Here is a 26,512-nt window from a genome sequence, read left to right as displayed (position 1 = left end):
CGCCCATAAGGAGCACGCGGACGGGTTCTTTTCGAACCCCCGTGCGTTAGCGTTTCGGCATGCCGAATCAGCCTTCTTCGCCCGCCCACGCCTACGAAGTGATGCTGGAAGGCAACCGGCGATTCGTCGAGAACGAGTTCCTGCACCCCAACCAGGACGCCGACTACCGCGCCTCCCTCGCGCCGGGCCAGCGCCCCTTCGCCGTCCTCTTCGGGTGCTCCGACTCCCGCTTGGCCGCGGAGATCATCTTCGACCAGGGCCTCGGCGACCTGTTCGTGGTCCGCACGGCCGGTCACGTCATCGGGGCCGAGGTGCTCGGCAGCATCGAGTACGGCGTCGGCGTGCTCGGCGCGAGCCTGGTGGTGGTGCTCGGCCACGACTCCTGCGGCGCCGTCACGGCCGCGCGGGAGGCGTGCATCGAGGGCACCGCGCCGCAGGGCTACATCCGCGACGTCGTGGAGCGCGTGACGCCGAGCGTCCTGGCCGCCCGCGCCGGCGGTGTCACCGAGGTCGACGACATCGTGGACGTGCACATCCAGCGCACCGGCGACCTGATGCTGGAGCGCTCCGCGCTGCTGGCCCAGGAGGTCGCCGCCGGGCGCTGCGCGGTGGCCGGGCTCTCCTACCGGCTCGCGGACGGCACCGTGCGGCTCGTCGGCAGCCACGGACCGCTGCTGCCCGCGGACTGATCGGACCGGCCGATCCAGGTCGCCCACGTTAGCCTGCGAAGGCACGGGTCGGGCGAAAGGATCGAGCCTGGTGACCGTCCAGCCGCGTCGAGTGCTACTGATCAGCGCCACCATCGGCGAGGGGCACAATGCGACCGCCAGAGCCGTCGAGGAGGCGGCCCGGCGGGCATGGCCGGGGTGCGAGGTGTCCTGGCTGGACGCCCTGCGCGCGATGGGCCGGTGGGTGCCCGCGACGTTCAACTGGATCTACGTCACCAACGTCGAGTCCACGCCGTGGCTCTACGACTTCTTCTACGACTCGCTGTGGCGCTACCGCTGGTTCGCTAACGCCTCCCGCCGGTTCGTCGGCGCGTGGAGCGGGCGGCGGCTGCGCCGTGCCATCGCCGCGCACGACCCTGACCTGATCGTCTCGACCTACCCGCTGGGCACCGCCGGGCTCGACCGGCTGCGCCGCCGGGGCGGGCTCGGCGTGCCGGTGGCCGCGGTGGTCTCGGACTTCTCGCCACACCCGTTCTGGGTCTACCCCGAGGCCGACCTGCACTACGTGATGAGCGACGCGAGCCTGCGGGCGATGCGGCGCGCGGAACCGGACGCCGTGGGCGCGGTCTGCGTGCCACCGGTGGTGTCGGCATTCCGGCCCGCGGACCGAACCGCGGCGCGGCGGTCGTTCGGGTTGCCGGAGACCGGTTTCACGGTGCTGATCTCGTGCGGCTCCCTCGGCTTCGGCTCCGTCGAGCGCGCGGCGGACGCCGCGCTCCGGGCCGGTGTCGACCGCGTCGTCGTGATCTGCGGGCGCAACGAGGCGTTGCGGCGGCGCTTCGCCGCGCGCGCGGACGACCGGATCGTCGCGCTGGGCTGGGTGGACGAGATGCCCGGCCTGCTCGCCGCCGCGGACGTCGTGGTGACCAACGCGGGCGGTGCCACGGCGTTGGAGGCGCTCGCCTGCGGCCGGGCCGTGGTGATGTTCGAGCCGATCGCCGGGCACGGACGCGCGAACGCCGAACTGATGGCCGATGCGGAGCTGGCCGAGTTGTGCCCGCGCGAGCACGACCTGACCGCGACTCTGCGCCGCTGGGTCGCCGAGCCGCACCTGCTCGCGCAGCGGGAAGACCGAGCTCTCAAGCACAGTCGGGCCGCGGACTTCACAGACCAGGTGGCCGCGCTGGCACAGCTGCCCCGCCACCACGGCCGCCGCCCGCTGCGCCCGCAGGACGCCTTCTTCGTGTACGCCACGACCCCTGCCGTCTCGCAGCAGACCGGCGCGATCCTGCAACTGGACGGACCCCGGCTGTCCACACAGGAATGCTTCGAGGAGATCAGCAGCCGAATCGCCCAGCGCGCGCCGGGATTGCCGATGCTGACCCGTCGCCTGGTGCTGCGCCGCGGCCGACGACCACAGTGGACTCCCGACGACGAGGTGGACGCCGGGGATCACCTGCGGTGCGTCGAGCTGCGCGACGGGCGATCCGCGGACCCGGTCGTAGAGGAGTTCTTCAGCACCCCGGTGCGCACCGACCGGCAGCCGTGGGAACTGCTGCTGCTCAACGACATCGACACCGGCCGCGTCCTGCTGCTGGCGAAGATGCACCACGCGCTCGGCGATGGCGTCGCGGTCACCAGCGCCCTGCTGCGGCTGCTGGCCGACGGCCCGCAGCCGACGACGTCGCCGAGCTCCGGCAGTCGGCCGTGGTACCGCCGTACCGCGAAGGTCTTGCGCGGCCTGGTGAGCCTGGCCGGTGCCGGGCCCGCGCCGGCCAGCCGTCTGGTGGGGCGCAGCACACCGAACCGGTCGTTCGCCGACGTCGAGTTCCCGGCCGCCGACGTGCGCGCCAGCGCACGCTCGCACGGGGTGAGCAGCACCGCATTCCTGCTCGGCGTATTGGCGGAGGCGCTGCACCGCACTCTCGGCGACACCACGGCGGGCCAGCGGTTCCGGGTCATGGTGCCGCGCACCGCCCGAACCGCGCGCGGCGGTGCGGGCACGAGCGCGCCCGGCAACCACACCGCGTCGATGTCGATCGACCTGCCGGTCGGGCCCATGTCGCCGGCCCGCCGCGTCGCCGAGGTCGCCGCCGGGCTCGCCGAGCCGGACCGCACCGGCCAGACCGCCGCGGCCGGAGCCGTGCTCGCCGCCCTCGGCGTCCTGCCCGCGCCCCTGCACGCCTGGGTCGTGCGGCAGATCTACCAGCGTCGCTTCTTCAACGCCGTCGTTTCCGTGCTGCCCGGGCAGCGGCGGCCCGCCCACATCGGCCCGCTGCGCATCGCGGGTGTGGTGCCGGTGCTGTCGCTGGCCGACGGCGTGGGCGTGGCGGTCGGCGTGATCGGCTGGGGCGACCGGTTCGGCGTCGGGATCACCACCGACACCGGGCTGGCCCCGCGGGCCGTCGCGCTCGCCGGTCACCTCCGCGACGCCTTCGCCGACCTGCGGGGAGCGCGGCGGTGAGCACGCAGGGCACGGTGCTGGTCATCGCCGTTCCGGCGGCGGTCGTCGGCGCGGCCAGCTTCGGGCTGGCCAGCGCGATCCAGCACCGCGTCACCAAGCAGGTCCCCGAGGTGCGCACCCTGAGCCCCCGCATGCTGTTCGACCTCGTCCGCAAGCCGATCTGGGTGCTCAGCATCGTGACCGTGCTCATCGGGCTGTCGCTGCAGGTGGTGGCGCTGGCCTTCGGCCCGCTGGTGCTGGTGCAGCCGTTGCTGGTGACCTCGGTGCTCTTCGGCGCGGGCTTCGCGGCGCTGCTGGCGCACCGCAAGATGGACCTGGTGCTGGCGCTGGGCGGGCTGGCCTGCGTGGGCGGGCTGTCCGCCTTCCTCGTGCTGGGCCGCCCGTCCGGGCAGGGCGCCGAGTTCACCGGCGCGTCGATCCTGCCGCTCGCGCTGGCGCTCGGGCTGCTGGTGGCGCTGTCACTGGTGGCCGCGCGCTGGTTGCCCGGCGAGGTCGGGGTGATCGGCATGGCCGTGGCCACCGGCGTGCTGTACGGGGTGACCGCCGGGTTGATCAAGGTGGTGGCCGGGCAGTTCCGCAGCGGCGGCCTGGCCGAGCCGTTCCAGCACTGGACGCTGTACGCGGTGTGCGTGATCGGGCCGATGGGCTTCCTGCTGAGCCAGCAGACCTTCCAGCGGGGCCGGCTGATGTCGCCCGCGCTGGCCGTGATCACCACCGTGGATCCGCTGGTGGCGGCCGCGATCGGGGTGAACTGGCTGGGCGAGCGGATCGAGTCCTCCCCCGCGATCCTGGCCGGCGAGGTCATCGCCGTCGTGGTGATCATCGGCGGCATCGTGGTGCTGACCCGCCGGGGCGAGCAGCTGCGCCGCGCGATGGACCAGGACGACCGCGACGCGGGGGATTCGACGTGGGGCTGAACCGGCCCGCGGGGTTGCCGGTGCGCGGGCGGACCGCGCTGGTCACGGGCGCGTCCTCGGGCATCGGCGCGGCGACCGCCGCCGAGCTGAGCTCGCGCGGGTGCCGGGTCGTGCTGGTCGGCCGCGACGAGCGCCGGCTGGCCGAGGTCGCCGGGCGCACCGGCGGCCAGCCGCTGCCCGCCGACCTGACCGATCCGGCCGGGCTCGACCGGGTCGCCGCGGCCGCCCGCGAGGCCGATCTGCTGGTGCACAGCGCGGGCATCGGCTGGGCGGGCGACCTGGACTCGATGCCGGCGGAGCGGATCTCGGCGCTCGCGGCGGTGAACCTGACCGCGCCGATGCTGCTGACCCGCGCGGCGCTCCCGCAGCTGCTGCGGCGGCGCGGGCACGTGGTGTTCGTCGCCTCGATCGCGGTCGTGGGAGTGCCCGGCGAGGAGGTCTACTCGGCGACGAAGGCGGGCCTGCGGGCCTTCGCCGCGGGCCTTCGCCACCAGGACGGCATCGGCGTGACCACGGTCTTCCCGGGCGCGGTCCGCACGCCGTTCTTCGCCGGCCGCCGCTACGACCGCCGCTTCCCGCGCATGGTCGGACCGCGGGAAGTGGCCGAGGCGCTGGTGCGCGGCGTGGAGCGCGGCGAGGCGGAGGTGTTCGTCCCCAAATGGCTCGTCGCGCCCGCCCGGCTGCAGGGTGCGCTGCCGGGCACGTTCCACCGCCTCGCCCGGCGCTTCGGCTGAGTCAGCCGCGCACGGCGCGGATCGACTCGCGCAGCGAGCCCATCGTCGCCAGCACGGCGGTCGGTTCGTAGCCGCAGTGCGCCATGCAGTTGGCGCAGCGCGGGTCGCGGCCGCGGCCGTAGGCGGACCAGTCGGTGTCGGCCAGCAGCTCCTGGTAGCTGCCCGCGTATCCGTCGCTCATCAGATAGCACGGCCGCTGCCAGCCGTACAGCGAGTAGGACGGGATGGCCCAGGCCGTGCACTGGAAGTCGGTCTTGCCCTCCAGGAAGTCCAGGAACAGCGGCGAGTGGTTGAACCGCCACTTCTTGCGCCGCCCGTCGGCGAAGACCTTCCGGAACAGCTCGCGGGTCTCGGTGACGCCGAGGAAGTGCTCCTGGTCGGGCGCCTTGTCGTAGGCGTAGGCCGGCGACAGCATCATCTGGTCGACCCGGAGGTCGTTGTTGAGGTATTCCAGCACCTCGATCACCGACTGCGGGGTGTCGGAGGTGAAGAAGGTCGAGTTGGTCGTGACCCGGAACCCGCGCCGCTGGACCTCCTTGACGTTGTCCACCGCCTGCGCGAACACGCCCTGCTTGCACACCGAAGCGTCGTGCCGCTCCTCCAGGCCGTCGATGTGCACGGCCCACGCGAAGTACGGCGACGGCCGGAACTTGTCGATCTTGCGTGGCAGCAGCAGCGCGTTGGTGCACAGGTAGACGAACTTCTTGCGCTTGATCAGCTCGTCGACGATCACCTCGATCTCGGGGTGCATCAGCGGCTCGCCGCCCGCGATGGACACCACCGGAGCGCCGCACTCCTCCACCGCCGCGATGGCCTGCGCGACCGGCATCCGCTGCTTGAGCATGCCCGCCGGGTGCTGGATCTTGCCGCAGCCCGCGCACGCCAGGTTGCAGGCGAACAGCGGCTCCAGCTCCAGGGTCAGGGCGAACTTCTCGCGGCGCGCGAGCTTCTGCTTCACCAGGTAGGCGCCGACGCGGATGGCCTGGCGCATCGGAATGCCCATCAGGACACCTCCTCGGGTGCGACGAATCGGTTCTCGGGCAGGACGGCCCGGTCCCAGCGCGGCAGGCACGAGCCGACGGCGTGCAACCGGGCGAGCGCGGCCAGCGCCCGGCTCGGCGTGCCGGGCCGGAGCAGCGGCTGCCGCGCGGTGTCGACCACGACGCGCACGACGCCGAGCGGCCGCCCGCCGGCGGCTTGGGCCAGCACCGCGGACTCCATGTCGACGGCGAGCGCTCCGGTGCGGGCGAGCTCGCTGCGCCGGGAACCGTGCACTAGGTGGTCGGCGGTGACGATCGGGCCGCAGCGCACCGGGAATCCGGCGCGGCGCAGGTGCGCCGCCAACGACGCCGCCGCCGGGCAGTGCACGGTGCCTCCGCGTCCGCGAAGCTCGTCGGCCACGATCACGTCGCCGCTGCGGACCTCGGCGGCGACGCCCCCTGCCAACCCAGCGACGACCAGCACGTCGAAGTCGGCCCCGGCCAGCGCGGCGGCGGCGCGGGCGCTGCGGCGCGGGCCGCATCCCGTGCGGCGCACCGCATCCCGGCCCAGGGCCGCCCGCAAGGCGTGGGCTTCGAGGCCCAGCGGAGCACAGATCAGCAATCGCATCGCTAGCCTCCGGCCGCGTTGTACCGCCCGAGCGCGGTGAGCGGGAAGATCACCCGGTACAGGTGGTAGTTGATGTAGAAGTCGCCGGGGAACCCGGTGCCGGTGAACTGCGACTCGTCCCAGCCGCCGTCGGCTCGCTGGGTGTGCGCCAGGTACTGCACGCCGCGGCGCACCGCTTCGGTGTCGTGCCGCCCCACCGCCAGCAGCGCCAGCAGCGCCCACCCGGTCTGCGACGCCGTGGAATCGCCCCGGCCGATCCATTCCGGATCGTCGTAGGAACGCAGGTCCTCACCCCAACCGCCGTCGGCGTTCTGGTGGTCCTCGAGCCATCGCACCGCCCGCCGCAGCGCGCGGTCCCCAGGGGCGAGCCCGGCCCGCACCAGCGCCGGAACCACGGCGCCGGTGCCGTAGACGTGGTTGGCGCCCCAGCGCCCGAACCAGGAGCCGTCCGCCTCCTGGTTGTCCAGCAGCCACCGCACACCCCGCCGCAGCACCTCGTCGTCGTTGCCCAGCACAGCGAGCGCCTCCACCACGTGGGCCGTCACGTCGGCCGACGGCGGGTCGATGACCTCGCCGAAGTCGCAGAACGGCAGCTTGCGCACCAGCTGGCGGGTGTTGTCGGCGTCGAAGGCGCCCCAGCCGCCGTCGGCGGACTGCATGCCGCGCAGCCAGCGGACGCCGCGCTGCATCGCGCCGAGCACCGCCGCGCGGTCCGGGTGGTCCACCCGGTTCAGCGCGAGCAGCACTTCGGCGGTGTCGTCGATGTCCGGGTAGCCGTCGTTGTCGAACTCGAACGCCCAGCCGCCGCCGGGCGGCAGGTCCGGGCGGCGCACCGACCAGTCGCCCTTGACCCGGATCTCCTCCGCCAGCAGGAAGTCCACCGCCCGGAGCATCGACGGGTGGTCGCCGGGCACCCCCGCGTCGCGCAGCGCCTGCATGCCGAGCACGGTGTCCCACACCGGCGACTGGCACGCCTCCAGCCGCCGCACGGGACCGGCCGGGGTCTGCTCGCGGATCAGGAAGCGGTCCAGCCCGGCCAGGCCGTGCCGCAGCACCGGGTGGTCCAGCGGGTAGCCGAGCAGGTGCAGCGCCAGCAGCGAGTACACCCACGGCGGCTGGATCCCGCCCCAGGAGCCGTCGGCCTCCTGCCGGGCCACGATCCACTCGGCCGCGCGCCGCATCGCGTGCTCGCGCAGCGCCCTGACCGGTCTCCGGTGGTAGCGGTGCAGGATCCGGTCCAGGGAGTGGAAGGCGTACTTCCACGACCACTGCGGACGGACGCGTTCGGCGGGCCGGCCGGTGCGCAGTTCGCGGACGGTGATGCCGAGATCCCGGCGCGGCCGCAGCGTGCACACCACGGTCAGCGGGACCACGGTCTGCCGCGCCCAGCAGCCCCAGTCGGCCACGTTCAGCGGGAACCACTTGGGCAGCAGCACGAGTTCCGGGGGCATCTCGGGCAGTTCGTCCCAGGACCACTCGCCGAACAGCGCCAACCAGATCCGGGTGAACACCCGAGTGGCCTCCAGGCCGCCCCGCGACAGGATCCAGTTGCGGGCCGCCACCATGTGGCCGGCGGCCACGTCGTCGCCGGCGAGCTTGAGGGCGGTGTAGGCCTCCACCGTGGTGGACAGGTCGCCGGGGCCGCCGTGGAAGTTCGCCCAGGTGCCGTCGGCGCGCTGCTGCGAGCGGATCCAGCGGGCGGCCTGCTCGGTCTCGACGGCGGTGCGGATGCCGAGGAACTGCCGCAGCAGCAGGTCCTCGACGTCCATCGTCACGTTGGTCTCCAGCTCGCCCTTCCACCAGCCGTCGGGGTGCTGCAGCGAGAGCAGGTGGTCGCGGGCGGCGGCCAGCGCGGTCCGGGCGTCCGCGGCGGGGACCGCGCGGGCGGCCTGCTGCAACTGATCGGTCAAAGCTTCCTCCGCACGATGAATTCGGCCAGCTCGGTCAGGGATTCGGTCGCGGCGCGCTGCCCGTCGGGCAGCCGCTCGTAGGCGGCGGCCAGCCGCCGCCGGCACTCCAGGCGGGTCCACTCCGCCGAACCGGCGCGCTGCACCATCTCGGCGGCCTCGTGCAGCTGGTCCTCCGTGAGCGGTTCGGCCTGCGCGTACAGCCGGTGCAGGCGGTCCCCGGCCGCGGTCCCGGAGCTCAGCGCGTGCACGACCGGCGCCGACTTCTTGCGGGTGCGCAGGTCGGAGAGCACCGGCTTGCCGGTGACCTCGGGATCTCCCCAGAGCCCGAGGAGGTCGTCGACGAGTTGGAACGCCATCCCCAGCTCGGTGCCGAAGGCGTGCAGCCGGGTCACGGTTTCCCTCGGCGCGCCGACGAAAAGGGCGCCGATGGAGGACGCGCACGCGAGCAGCGCGGCCGTCTTGTCGTGCGCCATCCGCAGGCATTCGTCTAGCCCCACCGCCGCGCGGCGCTCGAAGTCCAGGTCGGCGGCCTGCCCCGCGATCAGGATGCGGGTCGCGGTGGTCAGCGACAGGGCGGCCGCCGCCGCGTGCCGCGACGACGCCTCCAGCAGGATCTCGGTGGACAGTGCGAGGAGCGCGTCGCCGGCCAGCAGCGCGGCCGGTTTCCCGAAGACGGTCCAGGCGGTCGGCCGGTGGCGGCGGGAGGTGTCGCCGTCCATCACGTCGTCGTGCAGCAGGGAGAAGTTGTGCACGAGTTCGACCGCGGCCGCCGCCACCACCGGATCCTCCGCGGCGACGCTGCGCGCGGAGAGCAGCACCATCGCCGGCCGCAGGGCCTTGCCACCACCGCCGTCCGGCGTGCCGTCGGCGTTGCTCCAGCCGAAGTGGTACTCGCACACCCGGCGGGTGTGCGGGTCGAGCCGGGCCACCGCGGCGCGCAGCGCCGGATCCACCGCCTCCCTGGCCGTGTGCAGGGCTGGTGGCAGGACGGTCGTCATGCGGTCACCTCCACGCCGCGTTGCGATCGCTGGTCGAGATCCACTACCTCGGCGGCGTGCGTGCCGCTGAGCACCGCTCCCTCCGTCGTGTCGGGCCAGCCGGTGGCGGTCCACGCCCCGGCGAGCACCAGACCGGGCACCGGAGTGCGGGCCGGGGGCCGGATCGCGGCGGTGCCGGGCGCCTGCCGGAAGGTCGCGTTGGGTTCGCGGGTGACGAAGAAGTCGAGGACCCGCGCGGCGCGGGCGTGCGGGAAGACCTGCCGGAGCGAGGGGACGAACAGGTCGTGGAGGTCCTCGGTGCGGGCGTGGATGTGCTCCTGCGCGGCGGACAGCGAGATGGCCAGGTACTGCCCGCGCGGTGCGCCGGAGATGGCCGTCCGGTCGAAGACCCACTGCAGCGGCGAATCCAGCACCGCGGCCATCTCCAGCCCGGTGACCCGGCGGTCGTAGAGCACGTGCACGTTGACGATCGGCGCCGCCGACAACCGCTCCCACGCCGCCACGCCCGGCACGGGCAGGTCCGCCGCGAGCGGCGCCGCCGCGCGGTGCGGCACGGCGACGACGACCGAGTCGGCGGTCAGCACGGCGTCCCCGGTTCCATCCCGCACCGGAATCCGGAAGCCCGTGCCCGCGCGGTGGATCGTGCGCGCCTTGCAGCGGACCCGGACGTCGACTCCGGCCGCCAGCAGCGCGCGATGCGACGCCTCGCCGTGCAACTGCCCGAGCGGCGCCTGCGGAATCGCGATGTCGGCGCTGTCGGTGGAATCCAGCACGCCGGTGCGGAAGACCTTCGTCGCCAAGGCCATCGACGCGTCCTCCGGCTCGGCGTTGAGCGCCGCCACCGCCAGCAGCCCCCACAGCGCGTCGACGGCGCGCGGTGACTCGCCGCGCTGCCGCAGCCACTGCCCGAGGCTGATGTCGTCCAGCGCGGGATCGTCCGGGTCGAGTCGCCGCAGCGCCAGCGCGGTGCGCGCCACCCGCGCGCGTTCCGCCGCCGTCAGCATCCGGTAGTCCAGCAGCGACGGGGCCAGGTGCGCCGGGGCCGGCAGGTTCCAGCGGCGCAGCACCGAAGGCCGGCTTACGGGGCTCAGGACCGGGACGCGGAACCGGGGTTGCATGCTGATCGAGTCGGCCACGCCGAGCCGCCGCAGCAGGCCGCGGTAGGCCGTGTAGCAGCGCAGGAACACGTGCTGCCCGGTGTCCACCACGAGCTCACCGCGGACGAAGGAGTAGGTCGCGCCGCCCAGCCGCGGCCGCGCCTCCAGCAGCCGGACCTCGAAGCCCAGTTCGGCGCAGCGCAGCGCCGCCGTCACGCCGGCCAGCCCGCCGCCGACCACCACCACCCGCCCCCGGCTCACGGCGCCATCCCCGCCAGCGACCGCGCCGCGACGCCCGCCTTCCGCCAGCCGGACAGGGAGGTCCGCTGCTCCAGCGCGGCACGCGGGTCGGCGGCGATGCGCGCCAGCAGCTCGTGGTAGATGCCGGCCATCGACGCGCAGCACGCCCGGCTGCGCCGGTCGAGCATGGGCAGCAGGCGGAGCCCCTCGGCGTACCACTGCTCGGCGCGGGCGGCCTGGAAGCGGATCAGCCCGTCCCACCGCTGCGGGTCCTCGGCCGCGCCGTTGCCCGGCTCCAGCCGGACGCCGAACCGCGCCAGGTCGTCGGCGGGCAGGTAGACCCGGCCGGACAGCTGGTCCTCGCGGACGTCGCGCAGGATGTTGGTCAGCTGCAGGGCGACGCCGAGCGCGTCCGCGCGCGCCTCCGCTATGGGGGGATCGATGGTGCCGAACACGCCCAGCGACAGCCGCCCGATCGAGCCCGCCACGCACCGGCAGTAGTGCAGCAACTCCTCGAAGGTGCCGTACCGCACGCCGCGGACGTCGGCCTCGCAGCCGTCGATGAGCTCGTCGAAGGCCGCCAGCGGCACCGGCAGGCGCGCGGCGGAGTCCGCGAGCGCCACCAGCACCGGGTCGGCGGCGTCGGTGCTCGCCGCGTGGACGGCCCGGCGGGCCTCCTTGAGCCGCCGCAGCTTCTCGTCCCTCGGCAGGTCGCCGTCGCCGATGTCGTCGACGCGGCGGGCGAAGGCGTAGACCGCCGACAGCGCCCGCCGCTTCGGCACGGGCAGCAGGCGGATCCCGTAGGAGAAGTTCCGCGCCTGTTCCCGGGTGATCCGCTCGCACTCCAGGTAGGCGTCCCGAATCCGGGCCCACTCGGTCACCAGGTTCCCCCCAACACGTACAACCGCCCCCATTCGGCGAACGTGCGCCACCGCCCCGGCCGCACGTCCACACGCAGCGGGTCGTGCTTCGCCGCGACGAACGCGGCCGCGGTGGCGCGGCCGCCCGCGACGTAGCCGGCGACCGCCACCCGGGCCATCCCGGACAGCTCGCCGACCAGCGGCGCGCCCGCTTCGAGCATCCGGCGCGCGCGGTCCACCTCGTACCTGATCAGCCCGCACAGCCGCGTCGAGGCGCAGTCGGCGAGCAGGTCCTGTTCCTGGCAGCCGAAGCGGCGCATGTCCTCGGTCGGCAGGTACACGCGGTCCTGCCGGTAGTCCTCGGCGATGTCCTGGCAGTGCTCCAGGACCTGCAACGCGCTGCACACCCGGTCCGACAGCGTGATCAGCGTGGGTTCGGCGCGCCCGAAGACGTGCAGCACCGCTTCGCCCACCGGGTTCGCCGACAGCGCGCAGTAGTCGAGCAGCTCGGTGAAGGTGCGGTAGCGCCGCACCCGCTGGTCCTGCCGGTTGGCGTCGATCAACTTGACCAGCACGTCGTACGGAATGGCACACTCGGCAACCGTGGGCGTCAGCGCCTGCAGCATCGGGATCCGGGCCGTTGCGTGGTAGGCGCGCTTGAGATCGACTTCCAGGAAGTCCAGCAGCGCGGCGCGGTTGCCCGGCGCCTCGTCCCCGGCGTAGTCGACCAGCCGGAAGAAGCCGTACAGCGCGTGCAGGTGTCGCCGCAGCCCGCGCGGCAGGATCCGGGAGGCGACCGGGAAGTTCTCCGACCGCATCCGGGCGAGCACCGCGGCACTGCGCGGAAAATCACCCGAACGTGGCATCCCGTCCGCGTGTTCGGAATCCCCGCCGGTCACCGCGCCATCAGGCAGCGACAAGACCATCGACCCCTCCTCCCATCCGCCGGCGCAGGAGGCGCAAACGGCAATCGTATGAGCACCTCAGCGGCACCGCAGGGCGAGCAACGGGCGATCCGTTTTCCCGTGATTCGTAACGCTGTTCGACACCTGGCCGAGTTATTCCACATAGGACTCAAGATCGACCGACCACAACCCGCCCGAAGCACCTTGAGACCACAGTGGACAGTGCAGATCGCGGGCCCCGGTGAACATGCTCGCGCGAGCGGTTCCGGCGCTTACCGGCATTCGGGTGGCGGGCATTGACATCGCGGCGGCAACCCCACAGCGTTGATCGCAATCTTCGAGATCAGCCTGGCAGCACGCGTAACGACGAAGCCGCACGCTCGTTCAATGTCCTGAACCATCCCCACGGGGAGGGAGCGCGGGATGTACCGGGGGTTGCCCACCGTCCGAGGCCCGATCAGCGACGCCCTCCTGCAAGCCGGGCTGCTGCTCGACTTCGCAGTGCGCACTGCCGCGGCCGCCTTCCGGTCGGTACGCCGGGCCCGGTTCAGCTGGACGGAATTCCTGCAGCAGGCCTGGTTCCTGGCCGCCGTCACCACGCTTCCCGCGCTGCTGGTGACCATCCCGCTGGGCGTGGTGGTCGCGCTGAACGTCGGCTCGCTGGCCGGGCAGCTCGGCGCGCAGGGCTACGGCGGCGCGGTGGTGGCGTTCGTGATCGTCGGCCAGGCCGCCCCGCTGATCTGCGCCCTGATGATCTCCGGCGTCGGCGGTTCGGCGATGTGCTCCGACCTGGGCGCCCGCAAGATCCGCGACGAGGTCGACGCGCTGGAGGTCATGGCGCTGCCGGTCATCGAGCGCCTGGTGGTGCCTCGCGTGGTGGCCGCGGCCGTGGTCAACGCGCTGCTGGCCTGCATCGTGCTGCTCGTCGGGATCGCCACCACGTTCCTGTTCCAGGTGTGGGTGCTCGGCGACGCGCCGGGCGCGTTCCTGCGCACGCTGACGCAGTTCTCCCGGGTGCCGGACTTCGTCGTCGCGTTGCTGAAGGCCGCCGTGTTCGCGGTGCTCACCGCGCTGGTGTCCTGCTTCAAGGGGCTGACCGCCAAGGGCGGTCCGGGCGGCGTCGGCACGGCGGTCAACGAGGCCGTGGTGATCTCGTTCATCCTGGTCTTCATCGCGAACACGGTGATCACCGAGCTGTACCCGGTGCTCGTCCCCGCCAAGGGTGAGTACTGATGGCGCCGCCCCGGTCGCGCTCCATCGTGGACGTGCTCGCCGCGGTGGGGCTGCACTTCACCTGCTACCTCCGGGCGATCGCGGCGATTCCGCACGTGCTGCGCCGGTACCGGCGCGACGTGGCCCGGCTGGTCGGCGAGATCAGCCTGGGTTCGGCGTCGCTGCTGGCCGGCGGCGGCACCATCGGCGTGGTGTTCGCGATGTCGTTCGTCTCCAGCACCCAGGTGGGTCTGGAGGGGCACCGCGGCCTGGACCTGCTGGGCCTGTCCCCCATGACCGGGCTGGCGGCGGCGCTGGTGAACACCCGGGAGATCGCCCCGCTGGTGGCCAGCATCGCGCTCGCCGCGAAGGTCGGCACCGGCTTCACCGCGCAGCTCGGCGCGATGCGCATCGCCGAGGAGATCGACGCGCTGGAGGCGATGTCGGTGCGGTCACTGCCCTACCTGGTGAGCACCCGGATGGTGGCGGCGTTCCTGTCGGTCATTCCGCTGTACTTGGTGGGGTTGTTCGCCTCCTACCTGGCCACCGGGGTCGCGGTCGTGTCCATCAACGGCGTTTCCGAAGGCACCTACAACTACTACTTCCGGCTCGTCCTGACACCCGAGGACGTGCTGTTCTCGCTGCTCAAGGCCGTGGCGTTCGCGGTCGTCGTGACGCTGGTGCACTGCGCGTACGGCTATTACGCCGCCGGCGGCCCGGAGGGCGTCGGGAAGGCCGCCGGGCGCGCGCTGCGCACCAGCATCGTCGCCATCACCGTCGCCGACGTGCTGCTGAGCATCGCGTTCTGGGGAGTGCGCCCGACGCTGCCGGCCTTGGGGATGTAGCGGTGGCCGGGCCGCGACGATCAGCAGCGCGACGCCGCCACGTGCTGGCCGTGCGCGGATTCGTCGCGCTGCTCGTGCTTTTCGTCGCCGCGACCGCGACGGTGCTCGGCGGCGCCGGGGCGTTCCGGTCGGACCCCGAGGTCACCACGGTGCTGCCCGCTGCCGCCGGGCTGGTCCGGCCGGAAACACCGGTGCAGTACCGCGGTGTCCGGGTCGGGCGGCTCGCCGGCGTGGAGCCCGGCTCCGGCGGTTCGCGGCTGACGCTGCGGCTGGATCCCGACGAACTGGCCGCCATCCCGGGCGATGTCCGGGTGCGGCTGATGCCGCGCACGGTCTTCGGCGACCAGTACCTGGACCTCGTCGCCCCCGAATCGCCCGGCGGCACCGCGCTGGCATCCGGAGCGGAGCTCCGGGCGGACGACTCCCGCCCGACGATGCAGCTCTACCACGCGTACACCCGCCTCTACGAGCTGGTCGATTCCCTGCAACCGGCCCGGCTCCAGGTCGCGTTGTCGGCGCTCGCCGAAGCGCTGCGCGGCAGGGGCGCCCAGCTGGGCAGCGTGCTCGACGACGCCGCGCAGCTGACCTCAGGACCGCCCTTCGACGACCTCGGCGAGGACGTGCAGGCGATCTCCGCGCTCAGCGCGGACATCGCCGCCGCGACACCGGATGCGGTGCGGGCATTGGACAACGCGGTCGCGTTGTCGGGCACGATCGTGCAGCGCAAGCAGGCGATCGGCGACCTGCTCGGCGCAGGGCTCGCGCTCACCGACCGGTCGCAGCGGTTCGTCGACGAGAACGCCCAACGCATCATCCACATCGTGCGCGCCACCGACCCGATCGCCGCGGTCGTCGGCCGGTATCCCGACGCGGTGCGCGACGGGGTCGGCGGCCTGGACGCGTTCCTCGACGGCGCGAATCGCGCCTTCGCCACCGGATTCCTGAAGATCCGCATGTCCGGCACCCTGGACCGCCCGTACCCGTACTCGTCCGCGGACTGCCCCCGCTACCCCGGGCTGGCCGGGCCGAACTGCGGCGCGGAGCAGCCTCGCGGGCCGATCGGGCCGGTGGGCGGTCCGCAGGAGCTCGACGCGATGCGGCAGCTGGCACCGCTGCTGCCCGTCCCGCCCGCGGCGGCCCCGCCGTCGCCCGACGTGCTGGGCCTGCTGCTGGGCCCGGTGGTGCGCGGATCGGAGGTCGTCACGCCGTGAAGACAGCTCGCTCCGCCCTGATCCGGCTCGCCGCTTTCGTCACCGCGTCGGTGTTCTCCGGCGTGGTCGTGGTGAACACCCTGACCGATCCGATGACCGGCCCGTCGGTGACCTACCACGCGGTTTTCACCGACGTGACGGGGCTGCAGCCGGGCAGCGCCGTGACCGTCGCCGGGGTGCGGGTCGGCGAGGTCGCCGAGGTGACCGCCCGCGACGGCCTCGCGCGGGTGTCCTTCGAGGTGGTCGCCGACCAGCGGATTCCCGCCTCGGGGCTGGCCGTCGTCCGCTACGCGGACCTCACCGGTGCCCGGGCGCTCTCGCTCGCTCCGGGGCAGGGCGGGCCGCCGCTGCCGGCCGGCGCGACGATCCCGGTCGAGCGCACCCGCCCGGCGCTGGACCTCACCGCGCTGTTCAACGGGTTCAAGCCGCTGTTCGAGGCCCTGGAGCCGGGGCAGGTCAACCAGCTGGCGGCCGAGATCGTCGCGGTCTTCCAGGGCGAAGGGTCCACCGTCAACGCGCTGCTGTCGCGCATCGTCTCGCTGACCGCCACCCTCGCCGGCCGCGACGAGGTCATCGGCGAGGTCATCGACAACCTCAATGCCGTGCTGGGCACCATGAACCAGCGGCGCGACGAGCTGCGCGGCCTGGTCGACGGGCTGGCCCGGCTGGCCTCGGAGACCGCCGCCAGCCGCGAGCAGATCACGGCCGCCATCGACAGCGGTTCGGCGGTGGCCCGCTCGCTGGCGGAGCTGCTCGGCGATCTCGGGCCCGGCCTGTCCCGCGATGTGCGTTCGGTGCGGGAGATCACCGCGATGCTGGTGCGCAACCAGCAGCAGATCGACGGCGCCGTGCGGGAGATGCCCGCGTTCCTCGGCACCCTCAACCGCACCACCGGCTACGGGTCGTGGGCGAACGTCTACCTCTGCAACCTCAGCGTCTACGTCGCCGGTGATCCCGTCGAGCTGGGCGTGGGCCCGCACACGGAGGTGTGCCGATGAGGAAGGTGCTGGTCAACGGCGCGATCGGCGCGGTCGTGGTGCTGCTCCTGCTGGCCGGTTCGGTCGCCGTGCCGCGCGTGCTGTTCCTGTTGCGCACCAACGAGTTCCACGCGGAGTTCGGCAACGCCGCCGGGCTCTCGGTGGGCACGCAGGTCATGGTCGCCGGGGTGCCCGCGGGCCGGGTGACCGAGGTGGCACTGGCCGGGGACCGGGTGCGCGTGTCGTTCCGGCTCGACGACGCGCACGCCCTGGGCCGCGACACCCGCGCCGCGATCAAGCTGCGCACGGTGCTCGGAACCCGTTACCTGAGCGTGGATTCCGCCGGTCCCGGCCGGCTCTCGCCCGGCGACACCATCGCGCTGTCGCACACCTCGGTGCCCTACAGCCTCGACGAACTCCAGACGGCCGCGAAGTCCACCGCCGAGGGCCTGGACCTCCCGCAGTTGCGCGCCATGATCGACACCCTCGACGAGGTGTCGCCGGACGACCCGCGGCTGCTCGGCGACGCGCTGGGCGGCATCGCGGCCGCATCGGCGATCGTCGGGGAACGCGGCGCGCAGGTGCAGGAACTGCTGCGAGGCACGCAAATGCTGACCACGACGCTGGTCGAGCAGCAGGACACGCTGGTCGCGTTGCTCGGCGACGCGCAGCTGATCGTCGACGCGCTGCAACAGCGCCGGACCGTGATCCGCCAGCTCATCACCGACGTGCACACCATCACCGACCAGCTGGACCGGATGTTCCGGGAGAACCGGGACGTCCTCGATCCGCTGCTGGCGGACCTGCACGCGCTGACCGACTCGCTGGCGCGCAACGACCAGGCCATCGACGACAGCCTGCGGCGGCTCGGTCCGGCCAGCCGCTACCTGACCAACGCCACCGGCAACGGCCCGTGGGGCGAGGTCACCGCGCCGCTGGGCCCGGTCCCGGACAACGTGCTGTGCGCCGCCGGACTGTTCAAGGGGTGCCGATGAGCCGCAGAACGCTGATCGCGTGCGTCGTGCTGGTCGCGCTCGTCACCGGCGGCTGGCTTGGAGTGCTGGCGCCCCGCGCCGATCTGGAGATCTCGGCCGATTTCGCCCTCGCGGACGGCATCTTCCCCGGCAACCGCGTCGCGATCCTCGGCGTCGAGGTCGGCCGGGTCGAGTCGGTGCAGCCGCAGGGCGCGACGGTGCGGGTGCGGATGAGCATGCCCGCGGACACCGCGCTGCCCGCCGACGCGCAGGCCTACATCATGAGCCCGGCGATCATCAGCGACCGCTACGTCGAGCTCGGCCCCGCCTACACCGGCGGGCCCCGGCTGGCCGACGGCGCGGTGATCCCGGTGGAGCGCACCCGCTCCCCCATCCGCTTCGACCAGCTCGCGAAGTCGCTGGACGCGCTGCTGAGCGCAGTCGGCCCGTCCGGTGGCGATCCCGGCGTGCTCGACCGGTTGCTGCGCAGCAGCGCGTCGGCGCTGGACGGGCAGGGCCCGCAGATCCGCGACGCGATCACCAACGTCGCGCGGGCCAGCGAGGTGCTGGCCGGCGGCAGCGGCGATCTCGGCGTGCTGCTGGAGAACCTGGACCGGCTCGTGCGGGTCCTCGTCCAGCACCGGGGCGTCGTGGAGTCGCTGGCCGCCTCGACCGCGCAAGCGGGAGCGGATTTCCAGGCGCAGCAGCAAGAGATCGGCGACGCCATCGGCAAGCTCTCCAACGTGCTGGTCGCCGTCGACGGCCTGCTGCGGCAGCACGGCGAACAGCTCGGCGGCGACGTCGGCAGGCTCGCCCAGCTCACCGGCACGCTGGCCGCCCGGCAGCAGGAACTCGCCGAAACGCTGGACACGATGCCGCTGGCGATGGACAACTTCGACCGCGCGACCACCGAGGACGAACGCCTCCGGCTGCGGCTGAACATCTCCGCCAACCTCAGCCAGTTCGACACCACCGCGCAGCTGTGCCGCCGGCTGCCGCTGCCGCTGTGCACCGGAGCGGGCATCACCAACCCCGTTCCGTTCCCGCCGGACGTCGAACCCCTGCGCGCGCTGCTCGGAGGTGGCCGATGAACCGGTCCGCGCCCACGATGCTCGCGGCGGTGCTCCTGACCAGTTCGTGCGGGCTGAGCCTGCAGAACCTGCCGGTCGGCGACGGCGGTTCCGGGTACCAGGTCACCGCGGTGTTCTCCGACGCCGGGCGGCTGCCGATGGGCGGCGCGGTGCGGATCGGGCAGGCCGTGGTGGGCCGGGTATCGGACATCGGCACCGCGGACTTCCGCGCCGTCGTGACTCTCGACATCGACCAGGACGTCCGCCTGCCCGCCGGCACCACCGCTCGCCTGGAACTGGCCTCCCCGCTGGGCGAGGAGTTCGTCATCCTGCAGCCACCGTCCACATCGGACGGCGAAGCGCTCGGCGACGGGTCGGTCATCCCGATCGAGCAGACCTCCCGGGGCCCGGACGTCGAGAACGCGCTCGCCGCGGTCGCCACCCTGCTCAACGGATCCGGGCTGGATCAGGCGCGGACCATCGTCACCGAGCTCAACACCGCGCTCGCCGGCCGCGAACAGCAGACGCGGGACCTGCTGGGCCGGTTGGAGCACATCCTGACCTCGCTGGACCGGCACCGCGACGAGCTCACCGGGCTGATCGATTCGGTGCACGCCACCTCGCGGCACCTGGCGGAGAACCAGGCCGTCCTGGACGCGGCGCTGACGCAGGTCCGGCCCGCGATCGACGTGCTGCTGGCCGAGCGCGAGCGGTTCACCGGGCTGCTGGACGACACCGCGTCGCTGAGCAACGCCACCGCCGCCCTGCTGGACCAGACCGACGAGTCCCTGACCAGGCAGGTCGAGCAGTTCCGGCCGGTGCTGGCGGATCTGCAGGCCCTGGACGGCAGCATCGGCACCACGGTGCAGTCGCTGCGCCGGTTCTACGGGTTGTTCCAGCAGGCCGCGCCCGGCGACTACCTGATGTTCAACGGCACGCTCGACGTGCCGGGCACCGTCGTGCAGCTGCTCGCCCCCGGCGCCCCGATGCCACCGCCCGGCCAGGGCGGCGCGGGCGCGATCCTGCGAGGAGGCACCCGATGAACCGCCGCCTCACCCTGGCCCAACTCGCGCTGTTCCTGGTGATCAGCATCGCCTGCACGTACTACGTGGTCGCGAACGTGGCCGGCCCGCGGGCGCTGCACGAGCCGATGCAGGTCACCATGCGGATGGCCGACAGCGCGTCGATCACGCCGACCTCCCAGGTCACCTACCGGGGCGTGGTGATCGGGACCGTCGCCGACGTGCGGCTCGACCCGGGCGGTGGCGGGGTTTCGGTGCGGCTGGCGCTGAATCCCGATGTCCGGGTTCCGGCCGACACCAGGGCGGTGGTCAGCATGGCCACGCCGCTGGCGCTGCAGACCGTCGACCTGCAACCGGAACACGACTCCGGCCCCTTCCTGCACGACGGGAGCGTCATCGAGCGGGATCGGACCGAACGGCCGATGCCGCTGGAAACCATGCTGGTGCACTTCACCGAACTCAGCGAGCAGCTGCGGCCGGAGGACGTCGCGACGGTCACCGACGCCCTCGCCACCGGGTTGCAGGACGCCGGCCCGGAACTCGCCCGCATCCTGGACGACTCGGCGACGCTGCTGAAGGTGTTGCGGGAACGGCGACCGCAGCTGCAAAGCGTGGTCGACGGGACGCGGACGCTCGTCGGCCCCGACGGCGCGCAGAGCGACCGGATCCGCGACCTGGCGGCGGGCCTGCGCTCGCTGAGCGATCAGATCCGGGACCGCGAACCGGAGATCAACCGGATCCTGGACACCGCGCCCGGCGCCACCAGGCAGCTCGCGGACCTGTTCGCGCGCAGCGATCCGGCGGCCACCGCCCTGCTGGGCAACCTGGTGACCACCAGCCAGATCGTCGCCGTCCGCGCGCCGGCGCTGGAGCAGCTGATCATCTCGCTGCCCGCCGGGCTGTCCGGGCTGGGCGGCGTGGTGCACGGCGACACCGCGGACTTCTACCTCGTCGGCACGCAGGGCCCGATCTGCGCCACGCCGCAGGACCGCCGCTCCCCCACCGAAGTGGCGCCCCGCGAGGCCGGGCTCGACTGGCACTGCCCCGCCGACCAGCCGAACTTCGGCCAGCGCGGCGCGGCCAACGCACCGCGCCCGGGTCCCTGGTATTCGATTCCGCTGCAAGGAGTTCGCTGATGACCGCCACCGCCACCGCAGCCGATCACGACGTCGAGCCCCGACCGCTCCGCAGGCCGCTACCGGTTCTCGCGCTGGTGGTCGTGATCCTGAGCGCCGTCGGCTACCTCGGCTGGCAGCTGCTCCAGGAGCACTCGGCCGCGCGAGCCCGTTCCAGTGCGCTGGAGGCGGCCCGCACCTACGCCGCCGATCTGTCCACTTACGACTTCAACGAGCTGGACCGGAACTTCGCCGCGGTGACCGCGAACTCGCACGGCCAGTTCGCCGAGCAGTACAAGCAGATCAGCGCCGGCCTCACCGAGCTGATCAAGCAGAACCGGGCGGTCTCGCACGGCTCGGTGCTGGCGGCGGGCATCGTCGAGTCGGATCAGCAGCGCGCCGTGGTGGCGCTGTTCGTCGACCAGCAGATCACCAACGTCAACACGCCGCAGCCGCGCATCGACCGCAACCGCATGCAGATGACCCTCGTGCAGATCGACGACCGCTGGCTCATCGACGACATCAAGCTGCTCTAACCGGTGACCACGGGAACCAGGTGGGCGCGGGCGAAGGCGCGGGACCGCGCGTCGTCGTCCGCCGGGATGCAGCCCGGCGGGCTGAGCAGCATCGAGTGCGCCAGCCGCACGAACACCTCCGCGGCGGGCTCGGGATCGAAGCTCCGCAGCCGACCGGCCTGCTGGTGCTCGCGCAGCTTCGCGGCGACGTAGCCGCGGGCGACTGCCAGCACGGCACCGGCGTCCACGGTCAACGCCGGCAGCGCCGCCGCCGGTTCGAGCGTCAGCAGCCGGTTCAGCAGCGAATGCCCGCGCAGCCCGGTGACGACCGCGACGAAGCACTCCGCGATCTGCTCGGCCGGATCCTCGATGGGGTCGATCCGCTCGTCCAGCCAGGCGAGGAAGACGCGGACCTCCCGCATCAGCACGGCCGCCACGACCGCGTCCCGGTCCGGGTAGCGCCGGTACACCGTGGCGCGCCCGAGCCCTGCGCGGCGGGCGATGTCGCGCATCGTCGTCCGCTGGATGCCGACGTCCTCGAACGCCTCCCGCGCCGCATCCAGCACTCGATCGTTCGCCGGTTCCGCGAACGGGCGCCGCAATGCGCCTTCCAGCGCTTCGGGCGTCATGTGGCCACCGGGCAGGCAGCCTGCTTCGCCCGGCGTTTGGCCTGGTGGCGGTGGAGCGAGTCCGGGCCGAGGTCGGCGATCTCGTAACCGTCCGGATAGGACAGCGGATCCGGGGCCACCGGGCGGGAATCCGGCCGGGCCGGACCCATTCGCACCAGCCCGGCGCGCGCCTTCAGCGCCGTCTCGGCGGCCTTGCGGCCGACGCCCGCGACCTGCGGGAAGCCGAACGCGGTCAGCAGGTGCGGCTCCATCAGGAAGCGCGCCGCGCGCGCCACGGCCGGCGACAGCAGGCTCGGATACCAGGCTCCGAACAGCTCCAGCGTCGCGTCGGCGACCCGGCGGCCGCCCGCGTCGAACGCGAAGTGCTCGCGCTCGTAGTCGTCGAAGAGCCGCTCGAACTCCGCGTAGGTCTCCGGGATGCCGGAGAGGTTCATGCCCTCGCCGAGCCGGCGCATCGTGTTGGTCAGCGCCCGCACCTCGCGCGGGTGCAGCTTCCGCCAGCCGAACTGGTCGATCCAGCGCACCGGCGTCACGACGAACGTCGACAGGGTGTAGACGTAGTCCTCGTTGCTGATCCGGAACCTGCCGTGGATGGCGTTGAGCTGCTCCAGCGCCTGCCGCCCGCGGTCGCTCTCGGTGCCCCAGTGGAAGATCTCGAACAGGATGAGCACGGTGTCGTCGTAGCGCTTCTGCGCGGCACGCGTGAACTCGCCGGTGCGGTCGAGCAGGCGGCCGATGCTGGGCACCGCGTAGGTGCGGAACAGCGCGAATTCCAGGGCTTTCGTGATGTCCCAGGGGAATTCGTACTCGGCGAGCAGCCGGTAGATCTCCTCGCAGTCGCGGTCGGGATCGAGTTGGAGGATCCGCTCCAGCCGGTCGAAACGCCTCATTCGCAGCACCTCGTCTCGGGCGGGTGTTCGACGCCCCGAAGCTATCGACGGTGAGACACCTGGTCAACAGGTGTCTCACCGTCCCGCCCCAATGGTCTAACGAGGTCCGTCGGCGCCGTCCAGCTGTTCGATGGTCGCGATCGACGGGCGCTCGGTGCGCTGGAGGTCGCGGGCGACGGCCTCCGCGTCCCGGAGCACGCGCACGGCGTTGTGCCAGGTGAGCTTGGCGAGGTCGGTCTCGGACCAGCCGCGGGTCAGCAGCTCCGCGATCAGGTTCGGGTAGCCGGCGACGTCGTCCAGTCCTTGCGGGGTGAAGGCGACGCCGTCGTAGTCGCCGCCGATGCCGATGTGGTCGATGCCCGCCACTTCGCGCATGTGGTCGAGGTGGTCGGCCACGGTCGCGGCGGTGGCGACCGGCCGCGGGGTGGCGTCCTCGTACGCCCGCAACGCCTCCAGCGCCTCGGGTGTCGTGTCCAGCGGGTGGAAGCCCCGCTCGGCCAAGACGGCCTCGGCCTGCTTGCTCCATTCGATCGCCGCCGGGAGCACGAACTTCGGCACGAAGGTCGCCATCGCAACGCCGCCGTTGGAGGGCAGCTCGGCCAGCACGTCGTCGGGGATGTTGCGCGGGTGGTCGCAGACGGCCCGGGACGAGGAGTGCGAGAAGATCACCGGCGCCCGGGTGGCGCGCAGCGCGTCCCGCATGGTGTCGGGGGCGACGTGCGAGAGGTCGACCAGCATGCCCAGCCGGTTCATCTCGTGCACCACCTCGACGCCGAACCGCGTCAGCCCGTTCGCAGCAGGCTCGTCGGTGGCCGAGTCCGCCCACGGCACGTTGTCGTTGTGGGTGAGGGTGAGGTAGCGGACGCCCAGTTCGTACAGGGCGCGCAGGGTGGCCAGCGAGCACGCGATGGAATGCCCGCCCTCGGCGCCCATCAGCGAGGCGATCCGGCCGGCGGCGCGGGCCGCGACGAGTTCGTCGGCGGTGTTCGCCAGCTGCAGGTGCTCCGGGTAGCGCGCGGCGAGGGCGCGCACGCAGTCGATCTGCTCGATGGTCGCGCTGACCGCCTTGTCCCCCTGGAACTCGGCCTTGACGTACACCGACCAGAACTGGCCGCCGACGCCGCCGGCCCGCAGCCGCGCCAGGTCGGTGTGCAGCAACGCCGACTGGTCCTGGGAGATGTCGCAGCGGTCCAGGTCGTAGCCGACGTTCTCGCGCAGCGCCCAGGGCAGGTCGTTGTGGCCGTCGATCACCGGGTGCTCGGCGAGCAGCGCCCGGGCCCGCTCCAGCGCGGCCGTGTCGGTCATCTCCACACCCCAACCTTCCAAAAAATCATCACACCGGGTGAACCTCCGGCGAGCATATCCGGGCTCGGAGGGCCTCGACGGCGACGCTTCGACGCCGCCTGATCGAATCGACGAATCCCGCCACGGCCCGCACCATCAAGGCATGGACCACATCCCCAGGCAGCAGGACGGCAGCGACCTGCCCAGCGTGCTCGCGGAGTACGGGCACTTGGCGGCGCAGCTGCCGGGCGCGTCGCGCCGCCGCACCGAGGAGCTGCGCGCCCGCCTGGCGGAGCTGGACGAACTGATCGACGAGCAGATCGCCCGCCTGACCCCGCCGGTGCGCGACCCAGCGGGGGAAGGTTCGGCGGTCGAGTGGCAGGAGGTCCGCGGCCCGTAGGCAGAATCGACGGCCTAATCCGTTGAGCCGGCGGCAGTATTCCGGGCCTTCTCCAGCGCGGCCTGCGCCCAGGGCACCACGACGAAGCCGCGTTTGACGGTCAGCGCTTCCACGTTCGCCTGCCAGCTGCGGACCCCGTCGATGCGGCCGAGGGTGCCGGTGACGAAGCGGTAGAGGTCCGCGGTGGTCGGCATGATCACCTCGCAGACCAGCGAGTACTGGCCCAGCAGGGCGGCGACGAACCGAACGCCACGATGCTCGGAAAGCTGCGCGGCGACGGCTTCCAGCTTCGAGGGCTCGACGGAAACGAACAGCAGGACCTCGGCCTCGTACCCGAGCGCGGCGGCAGGCACGAGCGTCACGGTCTCCACGCAGCCCTGGCGGAAGAGCGCCTCGCAGCGCCGCCGCACGGTGCTCTCGTTGACGCCGAGCTGCTTGGCAAGGCTCTGGAAACCGGCGCGACCGTTCTCGTGCAGCAGCGCGACGATCCGACTGTCGAGCTCGTCGAGGTGCGAGTCTTCGCACAGGTGCAGCGTGCGCGGCTCGGACGGCACGCCGGCGCTGCCGAGGAGCTGGCGACTCCAGTCCTGCCCGATCTTGTAGGTGTGCAGCACGAGGTCGGCGACGCTGTCCCGCACCCACGGGATGCCCTGCAGCTCTTCTACCAGCAGCGCGTGCAGCCCGGCCCCGTTCGGGACCTGGACCTCGACGATCAGGTCGTGTTCGCCGGTCAGCACCGCCAGGAAGCGGACGTCCGGACGGTCCGCGAGCGCAGCGGCCGTCGCCAACTGCTGACCGGCCGCACAGGACACCCGGACCAGGAAACAAGTCGCCGTCGCCGCCCTGCTGCAGCCTGGTCAGCGCGGTGATCCGCACGATCCCGTCGGCCAGCAGCTGCTGCGCGCGCCGGGCGACCGTGGTCACCGAAGTGCCCACCACGCCCGCGATGTCCGTCCAACTCGCCCGGCCGTTGACCTGCAGGGCGGCCACGATCTGGCGATCGAGGTCGTCTAGCTGCTCCACGGCGGACTACTGCTGCTCGTCGACGAAGCGCCGCGAACGCCGCTCTATGTCGGAGAAGTGCCTGGCCATTTCCTCGGCTGCCGCGTCGCAATCACCGGCGCGAATGGCGTCGACGATGCGCTGGTGCTCGTCGCCGATCTCGTCGCGCACCACCTCGGGCGGATCGATCTCGGCTTCCACGCGGTGGTAGACGGTCCAGAACAGGTCGATGAGCTGCACCGCGATCTCGTTGCCGACCGGCCGGTACAGCGCCTGGTGAAACCGCCGATCGGCCTCGACGACGTCGCCGGTGCGCATCTCGGCGATGCACGATTCGAGCTCGCCGATCAGCTCGTCGTTGGCACGCTGCGGCACCTCGGAGATCAACGCGGTCTCCAGGATCCGCCGCAGCTGGAGGAAGTCGGCCAGCGTGGAGGCATCCTGCCGAGCGGACTGCCGAGCGCGGAACAGCAGCCCGGGAAGCAGCGCGGTCACCGGCGCCTCGCCGACGAAGGTCCCGTACCCGTGCCGGATGTCCACGATGCCGAGGGTGTGCAACGCCCGCAGCGTCTCCCGGATGGAGTTGCGACTAGCCCCGAACTGCGCCATCAGCTGCGGCTCGCTCGGCAGCGGAGCGCCCGGCGGCAGCCCGGACTCCAGGATCAGGTCGACGACCTTGTCCTGAAGCAACTTGCCGCCACCCGCCATCAAACCCTCCACCGATCAAGCACCACCAACGTTGCCCGAACATCCTACGTCCGACGTCCTCACCACGACCACACCCACCTGGGCATCATGCCGCGCCCGCCAAGCCCCATGGCGAGGGGATGAGCTCCCGGAGGTACTCGCGGTGCTGCGAGGGCAGTGCTCGGGGCTGTCCAGTTTTGGGTGTAACTGGGTTTGATGATCTGGCTTAGTTGCGTGCGGCGGACAGGCGTCCGTCGAAGGCGAGGTCGAAAGCGTTG

General features: G+C 72.4%; 26 protein-coding genes and 1 pseudogene. 14 read left to right on the top strand and 13 right to left on the bottom strand.

The window, feature by feature from the left end; all coding sequences use genetic code 11:
- Positions 1–59: 59 nt before the first annotated feature.
- The 4 genes from AC07EQ_RS02990 (at position 60) to AC07EQ_RS02975 (ending at position 4,783) form a co-directional block, all read left to right on the top strand.
- Positions 60–689 (top strand): carbonic anhydrase, encoded by a 630-nt coding sequence (locus tag AC07EQ_RS02990; protein WP_478386263.1) that lies wholly within the window; start codon positions 60–62, stop codon positions 687–689.
- Positions 690–759: 70 nt separating this feature from the next.
- The gene (locus AC07EQ_RS02985; RefSeq protein ID WP_478386262.1) at positions 760–3,132 is read left to right on the top strand and encodes a wax ester/triacylglycerol synthase domain-containing protein; all 2,373 of its coding nucleotides are present in this window, start codon (positions 760–762) and stop codon (positions 3,130–3,132) included.
- Positions 3,129–4,049: a DMT family transporter gene (locus AC07EQ_RS02980; RefSeq protein WP_478386261.1), complete on the top strand. Its 921-nt coding sequence runs from the start codon at positions 3,129–3,131 to the stop codon at positions 4,047–4,049. The genes AC07EQ_RS02985 and AC07EQ_RS02980 overlap by 4 nt, the downstream gene beginning before the upstream one ends.
- Positions 4,040–4,783: an SDR family NAD(P)-dependent oxidoreductase gene (locus tag AC07EQ_RS02975; RefSeq protein WP_478386260.1), complete on the top strand. Its 744-nt coding sequence runs from the start codon at positions 4,040–4,042 to the stop codon at positions 4,781–4,783. Before AC07EQ_RS02980 ends, AC07EQ_RS02975 begins: the two co-directional genes overlap by 10 nt.
- Before the next feature lies 1 nt (position 4,784).
- On the opposite strand, the gene hpnH is transcribed toward AC07EQ_RS02975, so the two are convergent.
- Genes hpnH through hpnC form a run of 7 tightly spaced genes read right to left on the bottom strand, consistent with a single transcriptional unit; the run spans position 4,785 to position 12,422 of the window.
- The gene (gene hpnH, locus AC07EQ_RS02970) at positions 4,785–5,786 is read right to left on the bottom strand and encodes an adenosyl-hopene transferase HpnH (RefSeq protein WP_478386259.1); all 1,002 of its coding nucleotides are present in this window, start codon (positions 5,784–5,786) and stop codon (positions 4,785–4,787) included.
- Complete coding sequence (locus tag AC07EQ_RS02965; protein ID WP_478386258.1) at positions 5,786–6,391, bottom strand: phosphorylase family protein; 606 nt, start codon at positions 6,389–6,391, stop codon at positions 5,786–5,788. The genes hpnH and AC07EQ_RS02965 overlap by 1 nt, the downstream gene beginning before the upstream one ends.
- Before the next feature lie 2 nt (positions 6,392–6,393).
- Positions 6,394–8,301 carry a squalene--hopene cyclase gene (shc, locus tag AC07EQ_RS02960; RefSeq protein WP_478386257.1) on the bottom strand — a complete coding sequence of 636 codons (1,908 nt, stop codon included), beginning with the start codon at positions 8,299–8,301 and terminating at the stop codon, positions 6,394–6,396.
- Positions 8,298–9,299, bottom strand: coding sequence for a polyprenyl synthetase family protein (locus AC07EQ_RS02955; protein ID WP_478386256.1), 1,002 nt, complete (start codon positions 9,297–9,299; stop codon positions 8,298–8,300). Before AC07EQ_RS02955 ends, shc begins: the two co-directional genes overlap by 4 nt.
- Positions 9,296–10,657 (bottom strand): hydroxysqualene dehydroxylase HpnE, encoded by a 1,362-nt coding sequence (gene hpnE / locus AC07EQ_RS02950; RefSeq protein WP_478386255.1) that lies wholly within the window; start codon positions 10,655–10,657, stop codon positions 9,296–9,298. Before hpnE ends, AC07EQ_RS02955 begins: the two co-directional genes overlap by 4 nt.
- Positions 10,654–11,517: a presqualene diphosphate synthase HpnD gene (hpnD, locus tag AC07EQ_RS02945; protein WP_478386254.1), complete on the bottom strand. Its 864-nt coding sequence runs from the start codon at positions 11,515–11,517 to the stop codon at positions 10,654–10,656. The genes hpnE and hpnD overlap by 4 nt, the downstream gene beginning before the upstream one ends.
- A complete protein-coding gene (gene hpnC, locus AC07EQ_RS02940; protein ID WP_478386253.1) occupies positions 11,514–12,422 on the bottom strand; it encodes a squalene synthase HpnC in 909 nt (302 codons plus the stop codon). Before hpnC ends, hpnD begins: the two co-directional genes overlap by 4 nt.
- Before the next feature lie 402 nt (positions 12,423–12,824).
- Between hpnC and AC07EQ_RS02935 the strand changes: the two genes are divergently transcribed.
- From AC07EQ_RS02935 to AC07EQ_RS02895, 9 genes are read left to right on the top strand one after another with little or no spacing between them, the layout of a single operon-like run.
- Positions 12,825–13,634: an MlaE family ABC transporter permease gene (locus AC07EQ_RS02935; RefSeq protein WP_478386252.1), complete on the top strand. Its 810-nt coding sequence runs from the start codon at positions 12,825–12,827 to the stop codon at positions 13,632–13,634.
- Positions 13,634–14,458 carry an MlaE family ABC transporter permease gene (locus AC07EQ_RS02930; protein ID WP_358578931.1) on the top strand — a complete coding sequence of 275 codons (825 nt, stop codon included), beginning with the start codon at positions 13,634–13,636 and terminating at the stop codon, positions 14,456–14,458. The genes AC07EQ_RS02935 and AC07EQ_RS02930 overlap by 1 nt, the downstream gene beginning before the upstream one ends.
- 2 nt (positions 14,459–14,460) lie before the next feature.
- Complete coding sequence (locus tag AC07EQ_RS02925) at positions 14,461–15,669, top strand: MCE family protein (protein ID WP_478386251.1); 1,209 nt, start codon at positions 14,461–14,463, stop codon at positions 15,667–15,669.
- Positions 15,666–16,667 carry an MCE family protein gene (locus AC07EQ_RS02920; protein WP_478386250.1) on the top strand — a complete coding sequence of 334 codons (1,002 nt, stop codon included), beginning with the start codon at positions 15,666–15,668 and terminating at the stop codon, positions 16,665–16,667. Before AC07EQ_RS02925 ends, AC07EQ_RS02920 begins: the two co-directional genes overlap by 4 nt.
- On the top strand, positions 16,664–17,641 hold the full coding sequence (locus tag AC07EQ_RS02915; protein WP_478386249.1) for an MCE family protein: 978 nt from the start codon (positions 16,664–16,666) through the stop codon (positions 17,639–17,641). Before AC07EQ_RS02920 ends, AC07EQ_RS02915 begins: the two co-directional genes overlap by 4 nt.
- Entirely contained in the window at positions 17,638–18,711 is a 1,074-nt protein-coding gene (locus tag AC07EQ_RS02910; RefSeq protein ID WP_478386248.1) for an MCE family protein, read from the top strand. Before AC07EQ_RS02915 ends, AC07EQ_RS02910 begins: the two co-directional genes overlap by 4 nt.
- Positions 18,708–19,733 (top strand): MCE family protein, encoded by a 1,026-nt coding sequence (locus AC07EQ_RS02905; RefSeq protein ID WP_478386247.1) that lies wholly within the window; start codon positions 18,708–18,710, stop codon positions 19,731–19,733. Before AC07EQ_RS02910 ends, AC07EQ_RS02905 begins: the two co-directional genes overlap by 4 nt.
- Positions 19,730–20,848, top strand: a complete 1,119-nt coding sequence (locus tag AC07EQ_RS02900) for an MlaD family protein (protein ID WP_478386246.1) — start codon at positions 19,730–19,732, stop codon at positions 20,846–20,848. Before AC07EQ_RS02905 ends, AC07EQ_RS02900 begins: the two co-directional genes overlap by 4 nt.
- The gene (locus tag AC07EQ_RS02895) at positions 20,848–21,363 is read left to right on the top strand and encodes a hypothetical protein (RefSeq protein WP_478386245.1); all 516 of its coding nucleotides are present in this window, start codon (positions 20,848–20,850) and stop codon (positions 21,361–21,363) included. Before AC07EQ_RS02900 ends, AC07EQ_RS02895 begins: the two co-directional genes overlap by 1 nt.
- Here AC07EQ_RS02895 and AC07EQ_RS02890 read toward each other — a convergent pair.
- From AC07EQ_RS02890 to AC07EQ_RS02880, 3 genes are all read right to left on the bottom strand, one after another.
- Entirely contained in the window at positions 21,360–21,971 is a 612-nt protein-coding gene (locus AC07EQ_RS02890) for a TetR/AcrR family transcriptional regulator (RefSeq protein WP_478386244.1), read from the bottom strand. The genes AC07EQ_RS02895 and AC07EQ_RS02890 overlap by 4 nt on opposite strands.
- Positions 21,968–22,861, bottom strand: a complete 894-nt coding sequence (locus AC07EQ_RS02885; RefSeq protein WP_478386243.1) for an oxygenase MpaB family protein — start codon at positions 22,859–22,861, stop codon at positions 21,968–21,970. Before AC07EQ_RS02885 ends, AC07EQ_RS02890 begins: the two co-directional genes overlap by 4 nt.
- Positions 22,862–22,957: 96 nt before the next feature.
- Complete coding sequence (locus AC07EQ_RS02880; RefSeq protein ID WP_478386242.1) at positions 22,958–24,166, bottom strand: dipeptidase; 1,209 nt, start codon at positions 24,164–24,166, stop codon at positions 22,958–22,960.
- A 142-nt stretch (positions 24,167–24,308) separates the two neighbouring features.
- Between AC07EQ_RS02880 and AC07EQ_RS02875 the strand changes: the two genes are divergently transcribed.
- Positions 24,309–24,545 (top strand): hypothetical protein, encoded by a 237-nt coding sequence (locus tag AC07EQ_RS02875; RefSeq protein WP_132491312.1) that lies wholly within the window; start codon positions 24,309–24,311, stop codon positions 24,543–24,545.
- 14 nt (positions 24,546–24,559) lie between these two features.
- Here AC07EQ_RS02875 and AC07EQ_RS02870 read toward each other — a convergent pair whose 3' ends face one another.
- The 3 genes and pseudogenes from AC07EQ_RS02870 to AC07EQ_RS02860 all read right to left on the bottom strand — a co-directional run bounded on the left by AC07EQ_RS02870 (position 24,560) and on the right by AC07EQ_RS02860 (position 26,255).
- The gene (locus AC07EQ_RS02870) at positions 24,560–25,357 is read right to left on the bottom strand and encodes an Lrp/AsnC ligand binding domain-containing protein (protein ID WP_478386241.1); all 798 of its coding nucleotides are present in this window, start codon (positions 25,355–25,357) and stop codon (positions 24,560–24,562) included.
- Positions 25,358–25,427: 70 nt separating this feature from the next.
- Positions 25,428–25,568: pseudogene (locus AC07EQ_RS02865) on the bottom strand (AsnC family protein); the annotation flags it as partial.
- A gap of 6 nt (positions 25,569–25,574) precedes the next feature.
- Complete coding sequence (locus AC07EQ_RS02860; protein WP_478386240.1) at positions 25,575–26,255, bottom strand: FadR/GntR family transcriptional regulator; 681 nt, start codon at positions 26,253–26,255, stop codon at positions 25,575–25,577.
- Positions 26,256–26,512 lie beyond the last annotated feature (257 nt).

The sequence above is a fragment of the Saccharopolyspora sp. NPDC045839 genome (assembly GCF_056431645.1).
The sequence above is the reverse complement of the archived record's forward strand: the minus strand, read 5'-3'. Positions and strand labels throughout refer to the sequence as shown.